The 18,016-nt window shown below is 39.0% G+C and carries 15 protein-coding genes and 1 rRNA gene; 4 read left to right on the top strand and 12 right to left on the bottom strand.

Annotated elements, in window-relative coordinates; translation table 11 throughout:
* Positions 1-26: 26 nt before the first annotated feature.
* Positions 27-1,541, top strand: coding sequence for an argininosuccinate lyase (argH, locus tag ACVWXS_RS16115; RefSeq protein WP_427421320.1), 1,515 nt, complete (start codon positions 27-29; stop codon positions 1,539-1,541).
* Entirely contained in the window at positions 1,529-2,485 is a 957-nt protein-coding gene (locus ACVWXS_RS16110) for an N-acetylglucosamine kinase (protein ID WP_456959043.1), read from the top strand. Before argH ends, ACVWXS_RS16110 begins: the two co-directional genes overlap by 13 nt.
* Positions 2,486-2,531: 46 nt before the next feature.
* Here ACVWXS_RS16110 and ACVWXS_RS16105 read toward each other — a convergent pair whose 3' ends face one another.
* From ACVWXS_RS16105 to ACVWXS_RS16090, 4 genes are all read right to left on the bottom strand, one after another.
* Positions 2,532-3,836 carry a transglutaminase domain-containing protein gene (locus tag ACVWXS_RS16105; protein WP_456959114.1) on the bottom strand — a complete coding sequence of 435 codons (1,305 nt, stop codon included), beginning with the start codon at positions 3,834-3,836 and terminating at the stop codon, positions 2,532-2,534.
* Between the two features lie 147 nt (positions 3,837-3,983).
* Complete coding sequence (locus ACVWXS_RS16100) at positions 3,984-5,138, bottom strand: transglutaminase domain-containing protein (protein WP_456959042.1); 1,155 nt, start codon at positions 5,136-5,138, stop codon at positions 3,984-3,986.
* A gap of 245 nt (positions 5,139-5,383) precedes the next feature.
* Positions 5,384-5,644 (bottom strand): metal-sensitive transcriptional regulator, encoded by a 261-nt coding sequence (locus ACVWXS_RS16095; protein ID WP_053993550.1) that lies wholly within the window; start codon positions 5,642-5,644, stop codon positions 5,384-5,386.
* Between the two features lie 82 nt (positions 5,645-5,726).
* Positions 5,727-6,434 (bottom strand): glycosyltransferase family 2 protein, encoded by a 708-nt coding sequence (locus ACVWXS_RS16090; RefSeq protein WP_456959040.1) that lies wholly within the window; start codon positions 6,432-6,434, stop codon positions 5,727-5,729.
* Positions 6,435-6,789: 355 nt separating this feature from the next.
* Between ACVWXS_RS16090 and ACVWXS_RS16085 the strand changes: the two genes are divergently transcribed.
* Complete coding sequence (locus tag ACVWXS_RS16085; RefSeq protein ID WP_456959038.1) at positions 6,790-8,640, top strand: SEL1-like repeat protein; 1,851 nt, start codon at positions 6,790-6,792, stop codon at positions 8,638-8,640.
* 57 nt (positions 8,641-8,697) lie between these two features.
* Here the strand turns inward: ACVWXS_RS16085 and ACVWXS_RS16080 are convergent, their stop codons facing one another.
* The 7 genes from ACVWXS_RS16080 to aceA all read right to left on the bottom strand — a co-directional run bounded on the left by ACVWXS_RS16080 (position 8,698) and on the right by aceA (position 16,608).
* Positions 8,698-9,102, bottom strand: coding sequence for a hypothetical protein (locus ACVWXS_RS16080; RefSeq protein ID WP_068986155.1), 405 nt, complete (start codon positions 9,100-9,102; stop codon positions 8,698-8,700).
* Between the two features lie 76 nt (positions 9,103-9,178).
* Positions 9,179-10,552: an ATP-binding protein gene (locus ACVWXS_RS16075; RefSeq protein ID WP_456959112.1), complete on the bottom strand. Its 1,374-nt coding sequence runs from the start codon at positions 10,550-10,552 to the stop codon at positions 9,179-9,181.
* Positions 10,552-11,223 (bottom strand): response regulator transcription factor, encoded by a 672-nt coding sequence (locus ACVWXS_RS16070; protein ID WP_456959036.1) that lies wholly within the window; start codon positions 11,221-11,223, stop codon positions 10,552-10,554. Before ACVWXS_RS16070 ends, ACVWXS_RS16075 begins: the two co-directional genes overlap by 1 nt.
* 199 nt (positions 11,224-11,422) lie before the next feature.
* The gene (locus ACVWXS_RS16065; protein WP_456959035.1) at positions 11,423-11,818 is read right to left on the bottom strand and encodes a GntR family transcriptional regulator; all 396 of its coding nucleotides are present in this window, start codon (positions 11,816-11,818) and stop codon (positions 11,423-11,425) included.
* A gap of 209 nt (positions 11,819-12,027) precedes the next feature.
* A complete protein-coding gene (locus ACVWXS_RS16060) occupies positions 12,028-13,197 on the bottom strand; it encodes a pyridoxal-phosphate-dependent aminotransferase family protein (protein WP_456959033.1) in 1,170 nt (389 codons plus the stop codon).
* Positions 13,198-13,615: 418 nt separating this feature from the next.
* Positions 13,616-15,214 (bottom strand): malate synthase A, encoded by a 1,599-nt coding sequence (gene aceB / locus ACVWXS_RS16055; RefSeq protein WP_368638076.1) that lies wholly within the window; start codon positions 15,212-15,214, stop codon positions 13,616-13,618.
* A gap of 110 nt (positions 15,215-15,324) precedes the next feature.
* Positions 15,325-16,608: an isocitrate lyase gene (aceA, locus tag ACVWXS_RS16050; protein ID WP_456959031.1), complete on the bottom strand. Its 1,284-nt coding sequence runs from the start codon at positions 16,606-16,608 to the stop codon at positions 15,325-15,327.
* A gap of 214 nt (positions 16,609-16,822) precedes the next feature.
* Here aceA and ACVWXS_RS16045 point away from each other — a divergent pair, with 214 nt between their 5' ends.
* Positions 16,823-17,494 carry a LytTR family DNA-binding domain-containing protein gene (locus ACVWXS_RS16045; RefSeq protein ID WP_456959029.1) on the top strand — a complete coding sequence of 224 codons (672 nt, stop codon included), beginning with the start codon at positions 16,823-16,825 and terminating at the stop codon, positions 17,492-17,494.
* A gap of 428 nt (positions 17,495-17,922) precedes the next feature.
* Here the strand turns inward: ACVWXS_RS16045 and rrf are convergent.
* A 5S ribosomal RNA gene (rrf, locus tag ACVWXS_RS16040) occupies positions 17,923-18,016 on the bottom strand; the annotation flags it as partial.

The following is an 18,016-nucleotide window of genomic DNA, read 5'->3' as shown; positions in this document are numbered from 1 at the left end:
TGCTAATTTACTAGGAGGCAATTACTATGTTTGAAGATTTCCGCAACAAAACACAGCAAGAAGATGGGATGATTTTCCCTTCTAATATTTATCGCAAAATTGTCTTACAGCCAGCTTATGAAGAAGCCAAGAAGAATTTTTTAACAATTATGCTACAAATCAATATTGCACACTTAAAAATGTTAGAAGAACAGGGACTTGTAAAAAAAGAAGAAGTCAAACAAATCGGTATTGCACTAAAAAAACTAGACTTGAACTATTACCGTATAGAGGATTACAACCCGCGATATGAGGATTTATTTTTCCGTATCGAAAATAAATTAATAGAGCTTGCTGGAGATGTTGCTGGGAATCTTCACATTGGTAGAAGTCGCAATGATATGGGCATTGCCATCTATCGTATGACTTTAAGAAAAAAATTGTTATTGCTCATGCGAGAATTACTGACATTACGGGATGATTTAATCGCAGCGGCTGAGGAGCATGTTGATACGATTATGATTGGCTATACTCATACGCAGCAGGCACAGCCAACAACTTTTGCCCATTATTTGAAAGCTGTCATCGATCAACTTGAACGAGACTTTGAACGCTTGCAGCATGTCTATAAAACCGTGAATCGTAGCAGTATGGGAGCAGCAGCATTAACGACAACCGGCTTCAACATTAGTCGAGAGCGTATGTGTGAGTTATTGGCATTCGATGATATTATCGAAAATGCGTGGGATGCTGTTGCTGGTGCGGATTATATTGCAGAGGCAGCAAGTATTGTTCAGCTTGCGGCACTTAATCTCGGTCGTACATCTCAAGACTTTTTACTATGGGCTACACAGGAATTCAATGCCTTTACGCTGGCAAGTCCATACGTACAAATTAGCTCTATCATGCCTCAAAAGCGCAATCCCGTTTCGATCGAGCACACACGTTCATTACTATCTGCAGTTGTTGGGGATGCTAGTACAGTATTGCAAATGGTACATAATACACCGTTTGGAGATATCGTAGACACTGAAGATGATATGCAGCCCTATTTATGGCGTGCTATTGACCGTTTAATAGGTATTTACAAGCTATTTGGTTCACTTGTCGTTACGATGAATGTAAACAAGAAAAAACTAAGAAATCGTGCAGAGAATAGTTTTGCCAATGTAACGGAGCTTGCCGATACGTTAGTGCGCTCTGAAGGGATTTCATTCCGCCAAGCTCACAGTATTGTCAGTAAGTGTGTAAAGGTACTACTCTCTCACAGTGAGGAATCTCTTGCAAGTCTGACATGGGGTCTAGCGAATACCCAATCCAAATTGATTACTGGTAAAGCATTAAATATTTCTGAAGAGGATTTTTATAACACATTAAAGCCAGAGACTTTTGTCGGTGTCCGAACGTTACCTGGTGGCCCAGCGCCAGAAACGATGAAGGCATCTCTTGAACGCTCCAAGGCAAATGCTCATAACCTTTATGAATGGATTCGTTTGAAGGAGTCTATGATTGTTGAGGCGGAACAGCAATTAACAGTATTTATCGAGGAATGGAATCAATGATGGAATGGCTACTTATTATTGACGGTGGTGCTACAAAAACGGCATGTACGGTCGTACATGCCGAGTCTGGTGAAATAAAATATACTAAATCAACAGGTGGCTCGAACTATCAAGCTATTGGCGCTGAATCTGCTACAGCAATATTGCAAGAGCTTTTAATACATGTACAGCAGTTTTTGCAAAGTCAGGCCGTCTCTCAAATCGATGTAGCTACCTTTGCAATGGCTGGCATTGATTCTTCTAAAGATCATGAAATGGTGTCTGCAATTGTTCATAAAGCGCTATCGGCATTACAACTTAAAATAACAACACTTATTATTGAAAATGACGCACAAGCTACTTTATTAGGTGTTACCGCAGGACAGGCAGGCGCTTTACTCATAGCTGGAACAGGAGCAATTGCGTACGCATTTGATGGCTCGCAAATAGTACGTGCAGGTGGTTGGGGGCATCGTGCCGGAGATGAAGGTAGTGGCTATTGGTTAGGACAAGAGGTTATCCGCGCTATTTTCCGAATGGAAGACGGGCGTGGTGAGCCAACCCTATTAAAAGATACTATCTATGATTACTTACGTATCCAAGATGTTACGGAGTTAGCTGCCTGGCTGTTCCACCCATCTTACACGAATGCACAGCTTGCCAAAATGGGTGCCTTTTTGGCAGATGCCGTGACCAAAAAGGATTCATGCGCCATTCAAATATCGATACGTGCTGCCCATGAATTAGTGCTCCTTGCTAGCGCCTTGTTGAAAAAAATTAGCTATCAAGGAGACGTATTTAACCTTTATTGTAATGGTGGTGCCATTAAGCATAACCCATTAATTTTTAAAATTTTTTCCCAGGAAATGAAATCGAAGTATCCGCAAATAGAAGTTTCTTTATGTCAGCACCAACCGATCTATTATCTTATAGAGCGCACAAAAAGGGCCTATGACAGTCTGTAATGTCATAGGCTTTTCATGTTGTTAAAATTCTATTATGTTAATGAAATTAAAGTGCCATTTTTTTCAGTTCATTTGTCGTGAAATATAGATAGCCATCCTTCACAAATAAATCCTTCGTATCTTCCCGATTTAATATTTGCTCCCCGCTTCCATCCGGGCGAATTTTCGTTAAATACGCTCCGCGTGAATAATTACTAAAATATAACCAACCATCTGCATAAACGATATATTGTGCACGCGAATGGGAAACACGCTTCGATTTACCTGTTTTCAAATCAAGCACGTACAATTTATTATCATCAGAAATATTGCTATAAAATATTTGCTGTCCTACTTGTGCAGGGAAATCTACATCGTGAAAGTAGTTATACGTTGTACCCGTGGCTTTTGGGTAGTCTTCAGCAATCCACGTATGATCTTTTGCCATCGTTCGATCATCCACTAAAAAATATTGATAGCGTATCGATCCTTTACGATCAGGTACTGGATCATTCCATGTAGTATCGAGATGATACCATTGATTGTCCAACTTTACTAAATTCCAAGCATGTCCTTGCTGTCCGACATAGCCTACTATATATTTTGTTTCTATCCCTAGCTTTTGTAACATCGTATGCGCTAACAATGCATAGCCCTGACAAACACCACCATGTTCTGTAAGCACTGTATATGCGCTATGTGGACTTGCATTCGTTTGTTCTGTATAGGCGGTGGTAGCAACGATATAATCATTGACAGCCCTAACCTTCTCTACATCACTTAATGATTTTTTATTGATAGAGGCTATAATCTCTTGAGCGTTCATTTCAACAGATGCCGCCTGTTCTGGTGTCATTAAATAACTTTGCTCACCAAAGATGGTAGCTGTTTTCCCTCCATATTCAAAACGAATAGAATGTTTGCTAATATGCCCATATACATAATCATCTCGCTTTATAGCATTTTCATAGGCTTCTTCCACTATCTGCTCAATCCGCTGTGTATTGCCTTTATATTGAATCTCAAACGTAGGTGAAAAACTACTGTAGTACGCATACATCGCATCAGCCATTTCCTTTGCATTCGTAACAACTAACTTTGCTTCAGGTGTTTTGGAAGTTGAAGCTGTAACAGCTACCCCTTCTTCTGGCTTTTCTTCTATAGGTGTGGCCGTTTCAATTGAGGCATTCTCTGAAAGCTTAGCAGTAGCATCTATAATTTTTTCCTTCGTTGAGAGAAGCATCGTTTCTATTTCATCATTATTTGCCCAAGTGATCACTTGTTGTACAACTGCTTTACCAGCTGTATAGATAGGGTCAATAAAAATTACGATTATTACGATAATGGCTAATTTTTTCCACAAAATGCTCACCTCCGACTGTTTTCCTGTTTTCATTATATACAAAAAAAGCACAAAGAACTCACTTAGAAGTCCTTTTGTGCTTTCATTTTATAAATAGATAAAGATATTTGTAGGGTATGGTCGCATCCGCAAGCGGCGACCTGTTTACATAGAAGCTTAGTTTATTTTAAGCTTTTGTTCTTTTGCATTAACATAATAATTTAAATAATTATTACTAATGCTTAAGTCAGCCACTGATTGCTTCACAAGCACCTCAGTTTTTAATGTCTGAAGATTTAATTTTGTTAAGTAACCACCGTTACTGTAATCACTGAAATATAAATTGTTGTTCGCTCCTGTAATATACAAGGCACGTTTATCAATAACTTTTGTTTTCTTACCGTTAGTTAAATCAAGCTTATACAATTTATCGTTATCCGCTGTATTACTAAAGTACAGTGTATTATTAACTTGATAAGCGAAATGAACATTTTGCATATAGTTATATGTTGTACTTGTTGCAGCAGGATAATCTGAAGCGATCCATGTATGGTCTTTCTTAAGCTGTGCATCCGGTACTAAAAAATAATCGTACGAAGAGGCACCTAAACGATTTGGTAATGGATCATTCCATGTTGTATCTAGATGATACCATTGACCATTAACCTTCACTAAATTCCATGCATGTGCTTGGTTACCATCAACATAACCTACAACATACTTTGTTTCGATTCCCGCTTGTTCCAACATTTTATAGGCTGTTAACGCGTAGCCTTGACATACAGCTTGTCCCTCCATTAGCAATGCATATGCACCATGAGGGCTAGCATTTGTTTTAGTACTATATGCTGTATTTGAAACAATATAATCATTAATCGCTTTTACTTTGTCGAACTCTGTCATTGAAGGTTTAATAATTGTTTTTAATACTTGATCAATCTTTTTTTGTACGGCCGCTTCTTGCGTTGGGTCTGTGAAATATTTCATTTTAAATGTCACATTGCCTGCTGAATCTGCAGAAATAGTAGTACTTTCCATGTGACCACTCGCATAGACCGCCTGCTCTTGAGCTTTTTCAAATGACTCCTTAATTTTTTTATTGAAATCAGTCATTGGTCCGCTATATGTAATTTTAATTTCCGATTCGAAATTATTTAATTGCTTTACGATTTCTGTTGTGAATTGATCCCAAGTTGTTACTTTGGTATTGGCTACTACTTTATGAGCAATAACTGAGGAAGTATGTACTGGATGAGTGTCCGTATTTTGAGCATAAGCTGCTGTTGGACTCAACATCAGTAATGCTGCACCGCTTATCAACCATTTTTTCATAATAAATCACCTTCCCGTTTGTTATGTTCTTGTAATCAAGAATAACAGAGAAAGTAACTACAAATCTATCGTACAAGTTCACTAACTATGACTTTTAACCACATAATAAATTTTAATACATAGGTAAAAACTCCCTTGAATAAAATATAAGTACCGATTTTTGCAAAAAAAAATAAAAACCCACCTGTTTAGTGAGTTTTCTATCTATGAATTGCCTTTTCTACATAAGCTGGCTTTTCTTTATGTTAACGACTTTTTACTACTAAATTGACTGCCTCTTGAATAGCTTCATTCATTTTCTCGCCGTCACCTTCAGCATTTTGTACACATTCTAAAAGATTCGTACTGACAATTACACCTACTGTACGATCTACTGCTGAGCGTACTGCCGATAATTGAGTAATGACTGCCTTACAATCCTTTCCTTCTTCCATCATTTTCAAAATTCCACGTAGCTGGCCTTCCATCCGTTTCACACGATTTTTTACTTGATCTGAATATTCCATCATCATTGCTCCTTTTTTCATACTCGCTACGTTCTTGAGTAATTATTATTCTTTATCCTAGCACATTATTTCAAAATTAAACCTACCTATTCCTTGGTTTTAAATAGTTCATAAGCATTTTAGCAATAATTGACCTAGCGTTTGTTATTTCATCATACTGGATCACTGTATTTTTCTTTATTCGTATCTGACCTATCTCTACTTCAAAAATTGGACACTGTCTTTTAAGTGCAGCAACTAACATATTTGTGTCATAGTCATATCGTTCACCTTTTACTTTTAGCAGCCATGGTAGCTCTTTTATAGAGATAAATCGTAAGCCTGTTTGTGTATCCATTAGTTTTCTATGATAAAGGAGCTCAAAAAACAAGCTTGTTACACGATTGCCCCAGTATGATAAAAGAGTGCTGTCGGAAGAGTGGAAGTTACGTATCCCTAGCACAATCCCTTCAGAAAACACCTTCGTCATGGTTAATACTAATTTCACATCTTGTAATGTATGTTGACCATGGGCCCCTACTGTAATCACACCCTGGCACAAACCCCTTTGCGACCATATATAAGTAAATGCTGTCTTTAGTGCCCCACCTTTTCCAATATTACGGTCATGCTCTAACACTTTGCAGCTGTCAATTTTCTTTAACTCTTCAAAAATACCTGCATATTTTTCATCGCTACCATCATTGACAATAATAATCTGTGTAATTGTAGTTGCTAATAGTTGATGTACATAAGTTATAAGTGATTGTTGTGGATTAAATGCTGGAATGATTGCTGCAATATTCTTCATTATTTCTATCCTCCGAATGACTTTCTTAGCAATAGCTACTACGAATCTCAACGAATATCCTTATACAAAATAGTATCATGTAAAAAGGACAATTCAACTGAAGACTCCAAACCAATGACCCCTCGGCATCATTGTTTCCAGATGCACAGTGCTAACGCAGCGGCGAGGGGAAAGACTTCTGTACCTGCCGCTCAAAAGACATTTGCTGAAATAAGTTAAACACATCAATAATATTAATATTTTCCCGATATATGAAGAAAGAGGATTTTTTCGAAAGAGGTGAGTCCCTATCGTCATTCAATATGAAATTTCCCAAGATCACTGCAAGAAATTAAAAGCTTTGTCCTTCGTTAAAATGGCTAAAAACTTTCAGGACGCTAGCTCGCTCGCCATCTCAAAGCCAGCTATATCTCTACAAAAATCACTCCTTGTACTGGAGGAAATTTTATATGAGCTCTATAAGCTGGAAATGCATACCGAACCGAAGCTAAAAAATACCCGATCATTACTCAATAATCGTAGCTTTGTTGCAAAAATTCATCCACGTCGGGTTTATCTACTAATGAATCTTGCAAACAAAATGACTTCTAGTAATAGTAGTGAAATCGTGGAGGCAAAGGCGGCAAAAATTGTTCTTGATTATATAAGTGATATTGTAGAATGGTTTATTGACCGCTATGACCGTAGCTTAAAGGAAAAAATGGTTCACATAGCCCCCTTTGAAGATATAACTTCAGCGCTTAATTTAAATACATGGCTTCAAGAAGAACAGTCACCCGAGGCCTATAAAAATGCGGCAAGTTGGTTTGAGATTGCCGCAAAACAAGGGAATGCAAGTGCTCAATATAATTTAGGCGCTCTCTATAACCAGGGCCGCGGTGTAAAGAAAAATTATGCGGTAGCAAAAATGTGGTATGAACGCGCCGCTTCGCACAATGATGCAAACGCACTTTATAGCTTAGGCGTGCTCTATCATTTAGGACATGGTGTAATACAAAATTATGAAGAAGCAGCTCGTTATTATAAAAAGGCTGCAGATTTAGGAAATGCAGATGCACAGTATAATTTAGGCGTTCTATACAATCAAGGGCTTGGCATGACACCAAACTTTGCCGAGGCAGCAAAGTGGTATATTCTAGCGGCCAATCAAGGGAATACAAGTGCTCAAAATAATCTTGGCTTCCTTTATCACAATGGAACTGGTGTCAAGCAAAGCTATGAGGAAGCTATAACCTATTTTGAAATGGCTGCATTAGCGGGCGATGCAAGTGCTCAGTATAATCTTGGCTATTTGTATCTTAAAGGTCGTGGTATCACGCAAAATTTTGAAGAAGCTGCGAGGTGGTTTCACTTAGCTGCACTTCAGGACCATACAAATGCTGAATTTCAATTGGCGATGCTATATAACACTGGTCAAGGTATACCTCAAGATTGCGTAGAGGCTATTAAATGGTTTAAGCTCGCTGCGCATAAAGGACACTTAAATGCTCAATACTGTCTCGGTGTCCTTTATGTCCAAGAAAATGATATTGCTTTAGCTAAAGATTGGTTACAGCTTGCTGCTCACCAAGGACATATCAGTGCAGGCTTTGAGCTTGGACGCATCTATGTATATCAACTTCAGCAACCTAACAAAGCTTTACCCTTTTTTAAAGAGGCTGCTGAAAAGGGCTATGCTAACGCTCAGTACGAACTCGCATTATTATACGCAACTGAATTGAATTATGTAGAAGCAGTGAAATGGTGGAGAGCCGCTACCGATCAATCTCATATTAACGCAGAATATCAATTGGGGTTGTTATATGAACAAGGATTGGGTATCGCCCAGGACTTAGAAGAGGCACGACGCTGCTATCGACTTGCAGCCATCCAAGGACATGCAGGCGCTCAATATCAGCTCGGTAATTTATTTGATAAGGGAAAAGGTGTCGAACAGGATTACACAGAAGCCGCAAAATGGATTGAACAAGCTGCGGCAAAAGGACATGCCAAAGCACAGTACCAACTAGCTCAAATGCACAGCCATGGACAAGGTGTGCCAAAGGATTTTGCGAAGGCAGCCCAACTGTATCGATTAGCAGCTTACCAGGGACATCAAAAGGCTCAATTCCAGCTTGGTATGCTTTACAAAAAAGGACAAGGTGTTGCACAGGATTATACGGAGGCAACAAAATGGCTTAAGAAGTCTCTTGAAAAAATAGAATAGTTTTTCCTAAAAAAATATCCCGTGTCACCCTCTAACGATCGTGACACGGGATTATCATTATTTTTGCATGTCTTCTTTTTGATCTACCATAAATGTTACAAAGATAAATAAAGCAAAGCTAATTAATAGCGTTGTCCCACCTACGATAAAGAAAATCAATGTAAATGTATTACTAAAATTAAATGGATTTATATTGTAGAACCACATGCCTATTGTTAAGCCAAAAACACCAAGAATTGCTGTCCAACCATGTGCCGCTACTAATTTTTGTGATTTAACTTTGAAGGCACGATAGAAAATGCCCCATGCAAACATGCTTAACCAGCCAACTAATAAAATGTGTGCATGTATCGGTCTATATTCATAACTACCAGTACCAGACATATGTGAACCTAGATACGTACCAAATAAGGCAAAAATCGCAGCAAGACGAATAAGGCGTAAACTCCATTTTTGTTCCATACGTTAACTCCTCCTAAGCTTTTTCAACTTATTAAGTAGTCTATCGTGTGAACATGAACTTTACATGAACTCCTCATTACAGTTGTTTTGGTAAGGCGATACGAACCTTCGTACCCGAATTAATAACACTTTCCATTTGAACCGTTCCTCCATGTAACTCAGCAATTTGCTTTACGATGGCCAGTCCAAGCCCAGTCCCTTGCTTTGTTCTAGAGGCATCCGCGCGATAAAAGCGATCATATACCTTTTGTAATTGATCAGCAGTCATCCCTATACCGCTATCCTCAACGATTACTTCAACTGAAGTTGAGGATTCTTGCAAATGTACATGAATTTCTCCACCTTCAACATTATATTTAATGGCATTCGTCAATAAATTATCCCAAACATTTTGTAATAGACCCGCATCACCATCATATGTTACTGGTTCAAGCTGATACGATAATTGTACATTTGCCTCTTCAAGTTGCCAGCGATATTTTCTTACAGTTTCCTTCAATTGCTCATCTAAACGATAAGGCTCACACTTTAATAACCTTGTAGATTGATCGAGTGACGTTAGTAAAAGTAATTGCTTCGTTAATGTCGACAGACGCTTCGTTTCTAGCTCAATAATTGTCGTATATTCCTGCCTTTCCTTGTCAGTCAGCAAGGGATTCTTTAGCAAATCAACATAGCCTTGAATATTCAACAATGGTGACTGAAAATCATGGGATACATTACTAATAAACTCTTTACGTATTCGATCATTTTCCTGTAATTTTTCCGTCATGACATTAAAGCTAACTGCTAATTGTCCAATTTCATCTGCTCGATCTATATCCAGTAACGTATCGAACTTTTCATGTGCAAGCTGATGTGTTGCCTCTGTTAACTGTGTAATAGGGCGAATTAATGCTTTTGCAAAAAGTAGCATTGCCAATAGACTAAGTACTGCCATCACAAGAATAAGTCCACCAAGTATCGTATGCACCTCAGAGAATAACAGGCGAATATCAGGCCTGATAAACAGTGCATAATGCTTATTTTCATATGTAAATGGTACACCTATCGTATTAATTAGCTCATTCGCAAAAAAGCCTGTCATAAAAGTCTCTTTTGGAAAATCGCGCATACCATGATAAATTTCTCCGTCTAAAACACGATCAACAGTATTAGATGACAGTGTTTTATCGCGATATTTACCACCGTAAAATTCCCCTTCATCACCAGCTGTTACATAAATTTGATAACCAATTTCGCCAAGAGTTGTAAAATAATTATCTAAATCGTCAGGCTTTGCTGTCTCGATGTATTTCGTAATATCCTGCGCAATATTCACATTTTTAGCATCATTTTTTTCCTTTATAACTTGATGATAATAAGTATTTGTTACTAAAAAACCGATACACAAGCTGCCAATCATAACGAGCAAAGTCGTGACAACAAACTTACTATATAACGTTTTCATCATGCATTAACCTCGAGCTTATAACCCACTCCACGGACCGTTGTAATCTCAACATCTGTTTCATAACGATGCAGACGCTCACGGATCCTCTTTACATGCGTATTTAAAGTCTGCTCATCTCCATCATAATCATAGCCCCACACCTGTTCCATAATAATACTACGTGTAAACACCTGATTCGGACGTGATGCTAGTAATGCCAATAGCTCAAATTCCTTTAAAGGCAGAACAAGTGTATCTTCCCCAATGATTACTTCAAAACTTCGACGATCGATGACTAGTCTACCCACCTGGATTGTTACCTGATTTTTCTTATCTAGTCTACGCAATATGGCAGCTATGCGAAACAGTAATTCTTTAGGTTCGAATGGTTTCACAACATAGTCGTCTGAGCCTGCCAAAAATCCTCGTTCCTTGTCTTCAAGCTCGCCCTTTGCCGTTAATAACAATACAGGAATATCATAATCCTGGCTCAATGTCTCGGTTAATGTAAAGCCATCCATCCCTGGCATCATGACATCCACAATAGCCAGATCAGGCAAGTTTCCTTCAAGTAATTGCAGGGCCTTTTGTCCATTTTCCGCCTGCAACACCTGATAGCCCTCTCTTGTCAGATAAATATTCACTAGCTGCAAAATATGTACATCATCATCTACAACGAGAATTTTCATTCAAGCCTTACCTCCATCCAATTCAAAAAATTCCGCTCCTATCCGCAGACAATCTGCAAGCATCCGTTGAGTCTATCGTTGAACGTTGCTCCGCGAGGAATGAGGAGATCTTTTAATATCTACTTTCATTCATATTATAACGAAAAGAGAGAAATCAACAGCAATATAAGTAATGGCAAAAAAGCCAAGCAGCATTTTGCTACACTCCTTCTATTGGGATTTGCAAATCAGCACATACCTTTTTCATCATGCGCTCAATCTGCTCGACTGTAGCACCGAGCACCATTCCTTCTGCCACAACAGGCTTTAAAATTTTTTCAATTTGCTGTAATTGTTCAGAAGTTAAGATGCGCTCCTCTGTAGATCGAATAATAGCACCTGATTTGGCTCTGATTGTAATGATCCCTTTCGCCTCTAACTCATGATAGCTTTTATTAACCGTGTGCATATTAACACCTAAATCAGCCGCTAAATTACGTACAGATGGCAAAGTATCCCCTGACTGCATATCCCCTCTTGCAATTCCTTCAATAATTTGACGTGTTACCTGTTCATAAATAGGTACGTCAGATTGTGGCTCTATTTTAATAAACATTCCTATCATCTCCACATTTGTTATATAACCAATATAACAAATTATCATTTTTTGTGCATAAAGAAGAGGGAGATTTTTAGAGGTATATAAGAAGAACCTCGAATTGAATCAACAGTTATACAAACCGTTGGCAATATAGGCTATGACGGCTTTGTGAATTGACAAAGAGATGTCCCATTACATCATGAGACATCTCTTTTCAACAGTAGCTATTTCGCAACAATTGCTAATTTTTCTTGTAAACATGCAGTAGCTTGTTCTATATCCACTATGCATCCTACTTCATTTAATGTTTCCCCTATTACTCTTACTGCCTCTTCTAGCATTGCAGGAGTTGTGTTACCCATATGCCCGATACGGAAGGCCTTTCCTGCTAAATGCGCTAGTGCACCAGCTACTATCACGCCTTTTTCTGCAAGTTTTGCACGGAACTTTGCATCCTCTACCCCTTCAGGATACAGTAAGCAGCTAAGCGTAGGTGCCGCAACCGCTTCTTCAGCAAGTGCCACCATACCATATGTGGACAATGCAGCTCTTATTGCGCAACCATATGCGACATGACGTGCCTCACGTTTTGTCATCCCTTCTTCTAGTACAATGTTCATCGCCACATCATATGCATAAATTAGGTTTACAGGAGGTGTCGCAAAATATTTTCCTGGATCATTCATTACCGGAATCCAATTTTTAATATCGCTATAATAGGCAGGAATTGAGCCCAATGCTTCACGTGCCTTTAAAGCAGATTGATTGAAGGCGATAATCGCTAAACCGGGTGGTACACCAATTGCCTTCTGTGACCCTGTTAATACAACATCTAATTTATATTCAGGACGGCCATATTCCTTGCTCATATTTTCATCAAGGGCAGCTGTCGCTACAACCCCATCTAAAATAACAAGTGCCCCGGCTTTCTTAATGACTGGTACTAATGCATCCAAATCGGATACTACACCTGTAGAAGTGTCCGCATGTGTAATAGTAACAGCTTTAAAATCCCCCTCAGCCAATTTTTCTTCAACTGCAGAAACTTCGGCCTGCTTACCCCATTCAGCCTGTAGTACCTCTACATGAATACCATAAGCTTTGGCTAATGGTGTAAATCGGTCACCGAAATAACCGTGACTAATTACGAGTAGCTTTTCTCCTTTGCCAACCGTATTAACAATCGCCATTTCCATAGCAAGTGTCCCAGATCCGGCTATGACGAAAACCTCGCCATCTGTTTGTAATATTTTTTTTGTTTGTTCTATGGCATTTTTATAGATCGAAACAAAACGTGGATCTGTATGTCCCCTCGTTTCACTTGCTAAGGCATCATAAATTTCAGCTTCTACTGGAGTTGGTCCAGGAACTAATAATAATTCTTTATTACGCATTTTACGATCCTCCTTAGAATGAAGATAAAAAGATGCCTTACAAGCTCCCCATCTAAGCCCGCAAGACATCTTTCACCCCTTTAAATCTCTTTACTTTTAGAAGTAGACCCCTTTTATTTTGTAACCATGCTCAATTCTCAGTAAGGAACGGGGGAACAGACCCCGCTCGTTTACATTAGTGGAAAATAGAGTGGACTCCATTCGAGTTCAGTCCACAACAATCTAGGAAAGTTGGATATGTTCGTTTAGTAGATTCGGATCTCACATCCGCCGGAGGCTTTGGGCCAACAAATGTTTTTTGCGCGAAAGCGTAGTGCTAACGCAGCGTCAGCAGCACGACGTTGGTCACTCAGTCGTTGCCACAGGACGTGGCGCTTTTAGACTGAGTTCCTCTCTTTCAGCGATTGCTGAAAGCAAGTTAAGCTAATTTTTCGTAACCTGGAAGCGTCAAGAATTCGGCAAATTCATCTTGCTCAATTAAAGATTTAAACAGCTCAGCAGCTTCTTCATAGCGACCGCTGTTATAGACTTGTTCCCCAACAGCCTCTTTAATTTTCACAAGCTCTTCCTCCAAGACTTCTAGTACGAATGCCAATGTAATACCACGCCCATCCTCTAAAACACCTTTTGGATGGCGAATCCATTGCCATACTTGTGTACGAGAGATTTCTGCAGTTGCAGCATCCTCCATTAAGTTATTAATCGGTGCAGCTCCGTTGCCTCGTAGCCAAGAAGCAATGTACTGAACCCCTACACTACAGTTAATACGAAGACCTTCAAGTGTAATTGTACCTTCAGGAACAGCTACTAATTCTTCCGCTGTAACATTTACATCCTCACGTTTTTTATGGATTTGGTTTGGTGTCGTCATAATCGCATCAAACTGTTCCATCGCCGTTGCTACCATACCTGGATGTGCTACCCAAGTTCCATCATGGCCATCTGTTGCCTCACGACGTTTATCTTCTGCAACTTTTGCAAAAGCCACAGCATTCGCATCATCATCACCCTTAACAGGGATTTGTGCTGCCATACCGCCCATCGCAGGAGCATTACGTTTATGACATGTTTGAATACATAAAGACGTATATGCCTTCATGAATGGTACAGTCATTGTTACTTGTCCGCGGTCCGGTAAAATTACATCAGGTTGATTGCGCAGACGTTTAATATAGCTAAAAATGTAATCCCAACGTCCACAATTCAGACCCGCTGAATGTTCACGTAGTTCAAATAAAATTTCATCCATTTCAAATGCTGCTAAAATGGTTTCGATTAATACAGTAGCCTTAATTGTCCCTTGTGGAATTCCGATATAATCTTGTGCAAAAACAAAGACATCATTCCATAAGCGAGCCTCTAAATGGCTTTCAAGCTTCGGTAGGTAGAAATAAGGCCCTGTACCCTGTGCCAATGCATTTTTAGCATTGTGGAATAAATACAGACCAAAATCAAAGAAACTACCCGAGATCGGTTCGCCATCTACTAGTACATGCTTTTCAAGTAAATGAAGACCACGTGGGCGAACTAATAATACAGCTGTTTCTTCGTTTAACTTATATGTTTTACCATTGGATGCTTGCGTAAATTCAATAGTCTTATTAATAGCATCACGCATATTAATTTGGCCACCAATCATGTTTTCCCATGTCGGAGCAGATGCATCCTCAAAGCAGGCCATAAACATTTTTGCACCAGAGTTTAAAGCATTAATAACCATTTTACGGTCAACTGGTCCAGTAATTTCTACACGACGGTCTTCCAAATCTGCTGGAAGTGGTGCAATTGTCCAATCTCCCTCACGAATATGCTTTGTTTCTTGTAAGAAGTCGAGTTTCTCACCTGCATCAAGACGCTTTTGACGTTCTTGACGAGCCTCTAACAGCGCTTTACGACGAGCATCAAATTTTTCGTGCAGGGCAAGAACAAACTCAAGGGCTTCTGGTGTTAAAATTTCTTTTGTTTGCTCGTTTTGTTCCCCAACAATTTTAAGCTTACCTGTTGTTGCTTGTTCCATCAGTTATTTCCCCCACCTTTGCGATATTAAGTAGTCATCCCCCGCTTTAGGAGGAGCGGAGGAGACAGATCTATGATTATGAATTTAGGAAAACACGTACTTTATAAAACTTATACGAATTGTTCTGTTTCTGTAGAGCCAGCCATTGCTGTTGTAGAAGAAGTACCACCAGAGATAACTTGAGATACTTCATCAAAGTAACCAGTACCTACTTCACGTTGGTGACGTGTAGCTGTGTAGCCTTTTGATTCTGATGCAAACTCAGCTTGTTGTAGCTTAGAGTATGCAGCCATACCATTATCTTTATAATCATGCGCAAGCTCAAACATAGAGTGGTTTAATGCATGGAAACCTGCTAATGTAACGAACTGGAATTTATATCCTAACTTACCTAACTCGCGTTGATATTCTGCGATTTCATCTTCTGATAGATTCGCTTTCCAGTTGAATGAAGGTGAACAGTTGTATGCTAGCAATTTACCTGGGAATTCAGCATGAATAGCTGCTGCAAATTCACGAGCTTCCTCAAGTGATGGTTTAGAAGTTTCACACCAAATCAAATCTGCATATGGAGCGTAAGCTAAACCACGAGCAATCGCTTGTTTGATGCCTGGTTCTGTACGGAAGAAGCCTTCTGGAGTACGTTCACCAGTAATAAACTCAGCATCACGCGGATCGATATCAGATGTTACCATATCAGCAGCGTCAGCATCTGTACGAGCGATTAAAATTGTATCAACACCCATCACATCTGTTGCAAGACGAGCAGCAATTAAGTTACGAACAGCATTTTGTGTTGGAAGTAAAACTTTACCACCTAAGTGACCGCATTTTTTCTCAGAAGCTAATTGGTCTTCTAAGTGAACACCAGCAGCACCAGCTTCAATCATTCCTTTTACAAGTTCAAATACATTCAGAGGACCACCGAAGCCAGCCTCAGCATCTGCTACGATTGGAGCGAACCAATCAAATTGATCTACACGTCCTTCAGCATGATCGATTTGATCTGCACGTTGTAAAGCTTGGTTAATACGTTTAACTACTGCTGGTACAGAGTTTGCTGGATATAAGGATTGGTCAGGGTACATTTGACCAGAAAGGTTAGCATCAGCAGCAACTTGCCAGCCTGATAAGTAAATTGCTTTTAATCCTGCTTTGACTTGTTGTACAGCTTGATTACCAGTTAATGCACCTAATGCATTAATGAACGGTTCTTCATGTAAAGAATTCCAAAGTCGAGCAGCACCTTTAGCTGCTAAAGTTTGTTCAAGTACAACAGAACCTTGTAACTTAACAACCTCTTCAGCTGAATAACCGCGTTCAATGCCTGCCCAACGTGGGTTTTCTTCCCACTGTTTTTCTAATGCTTGGATTTTTTCTTGACGTGTTGACATATTAAAATTCCACCTTCCCCTTTGTATACAATATACTCTGTTAAAAAACTTTCAACTAGCTGTTCCATAACAGGTTTACTTGTTGTAAATTAATATATAACAGCACATCTGAATTTTCATTATTTTTAGATAAAATACCGAATTTTAATGATGAAACTGCTTTTTTCAACGACGAAATTTGGTAAACTGTTTACAAACAAGGGGGATATTCACAATGAATAATGAGTTTAATTCTTTGCCAATAGATATTTCACAACAGTTTATTTCAATGTTAAAAGACTGGGTTCCAGACAATTCATCCATTGCAATTGCAGCAGAAAACTCCTATATCTATTTTCATTCTGGACATCAAAACATCAATTTGGAGGTAGGCCAACAAGTACAATCAGGCAGCATTGCAGAGCAAGTTCTACGCACGAGGAAACGGACAGACGCTGTTTTAGATAATTCCTTATTCGAAACACCATATTATGGGATAGGTTACCCTATAAACATTTTAGATGTGCCTGCAGCGCTTGTTGTAGTATTACCTTCAACCTTTACCGAAAAGAAAGTAGAGCTCTTTCAATTTTTAACTGGAAAGCAAGATGAGGAATGGAATCCTGTTGCGATTGAAAAAATCTCTCATATTGAAAGCCTGCAGAAAAAAACGTGGTTTTATGTAGAGGGGGAGCAATTTAAAACAAGTATTACACTTAAAGAGCTTCAAATGCGTTTACCTTCATTCTTTATTCGTATTCATCGATCCTATATTGTTAATATTCATTTCATTAAAAAAATGGCTAAGGACCTGACTTCCAACTTTATTGTTACTTTAACAGATGGAAGCGAACTACCTGTCAGTCAATCCTATATCAACAATTTGAGAACAGCCCTAGAATTTTAGGGCTATACAAATAGGTATCGAAATAGTAGAGAATAAACATAATAGATAATAAAATAAAAACTAGAGTACTTCTTGTTAAAATTGAAACAACAAGTACTCTAGTTTTGTATGAATGAAATCTCTCATCACGCGACATTCGAGGACATTTCAGCGACGTTTACCTTTTTGATTCAACTGATGACTTTATAAGTGCAACCACTTTCCTCTCATGTAACTGCAAGAATTACTGGTCAGTCCCAATTCAGCCTTGTATCTGATTTTTGTTCGTCAGTTCAAGACTTTGCGTCTGACTTTCTTCAGATTCCACATCATCATGAACACCCTTGTCTTTCGCTAAGAGTTTCTACTGCCGAGCTTGTAGTGAACTTTCACCAAGTTTGCCGCGTGCACATAAAAAAGCCTGAGAAAAAATTCTCAGGCTTTAAATTGCCTAGCGACGTCCTACTCTCACAGGGGGAAGCCCCCAACTACCATCGGCGCTAAAGAGCTTAACTTCCGTGTTCGGTATGGGAACGGGTGTGA

The organism is Lysinibacillus sp. TE18511 (genome assembly GCF_054062295.1).
The sequence above is the reverse complement of the archived record's forward strand: the minus strand, read 5'-3'. Positions and strand labels throughout refer to the sequence as shown.

Excerpts from the sequence above, each read along its gene's own strand:
- ACVWXS_RS16070 (WP_456959036.1), bottom strand. The coding sequence starts at position 11,223 with ATGAAAATTCTCGTTGTAGATGATGATGTACATATTTTGCAGCTAGTG.
- ACVWXS_RS16110 (WP_456959043.1), top strand. The coding sequence starts at position 1,529 with ATGGAATCAATGATGGAATGGCTACTTATTATTGACGGTGGTGCTACA.
- ACVWXS_RS16085 (WP_456959038.1), top strand. The coding sequence starts at position 6,790 with ATGGCTAAAAACTTTCAGGACGCTAGCTCGCTCGCCATCTCAAAGCCA.
- aceA (WP_456959031.1), bottom strand. The coding sequence starts at position 16,608 with ATGTCAACACGTCAAGAAAAAATCCAAGCATTAGAAAAACAGTGGGAA.
- ACVWXS_RS16100 (WP_456959042.1), bottom strand. The coding sequence starts at position 5,138 with ATGAAAAAATGGTTGATAAGCGGTGCAGCATTACTGATGTTGAGTCCA.
- ACVWXS_RS16060 (WP_456959033.1), bottom strand. The coding sequence starts at position 13,197 with ATGCGTAATAAAGAATTATTATTAGTTCCTGGACCAACTCCAGTAGAA.
- ACVWXS_RS16095 (WP_053993550.1), bottom strand. The coding sequence starts at position 5,644 with ATGGAATATTCAGATCAAGTAAAAAATCGTGTGAAACGGATGGAAGGC.
- ACVWXS_RS16065 (WP_456959035.1), bottom strand. The coding sequence starts at position 11,818 with ATGTTTATTAAAATAGAGCCACAATCTGACGTACCTATTTATGAACAG.
- ACVWXS_RS16045 (WP_456959029.1), top strand. The coding sequence starts at position 16,823 with ATGAATAATGAGTTTAATTCTTTGCCAATAGATATTTCACAACAGTTT.
- argH (WP_427421320.1), top strand. The coding sequence starts at position 27 with ATGTTTGAAGATTTCCGCAACAAAACACAGCAAGAAGATGGGATGATT.
- ACVWXS_RS16080 (WP_068986155.1), bottom strand. The coding sequence starts at position 9,102 with ATGGAACAAAAATGGAGTTTACGCCTTATTCGTCTTGCTGCGATTTTT.
- ACVWXS_RS16075 (WP_456959112.1), bottom strand. The coding sequence starts at position 10,552 with ATGAAAACGTTATATAGTAAGTTTGTTGTCACGACTTTGCTCGTTATG.
- ACVWXS_RS16090 (WP_456959040.1), bottom strand. The coding sequence starts at position 6,434 with ATGAAGAATATTGCAGCAATCATTCCAGCATTTAATCCACAACAATCA.
- aceB (WP_368638076.1), bottom strand. The coding sequence starts at position 15,214 with ATGGAACAAGCAACAACAGGTAAGCTTAAAATTGTTGGGGAACAAAAC.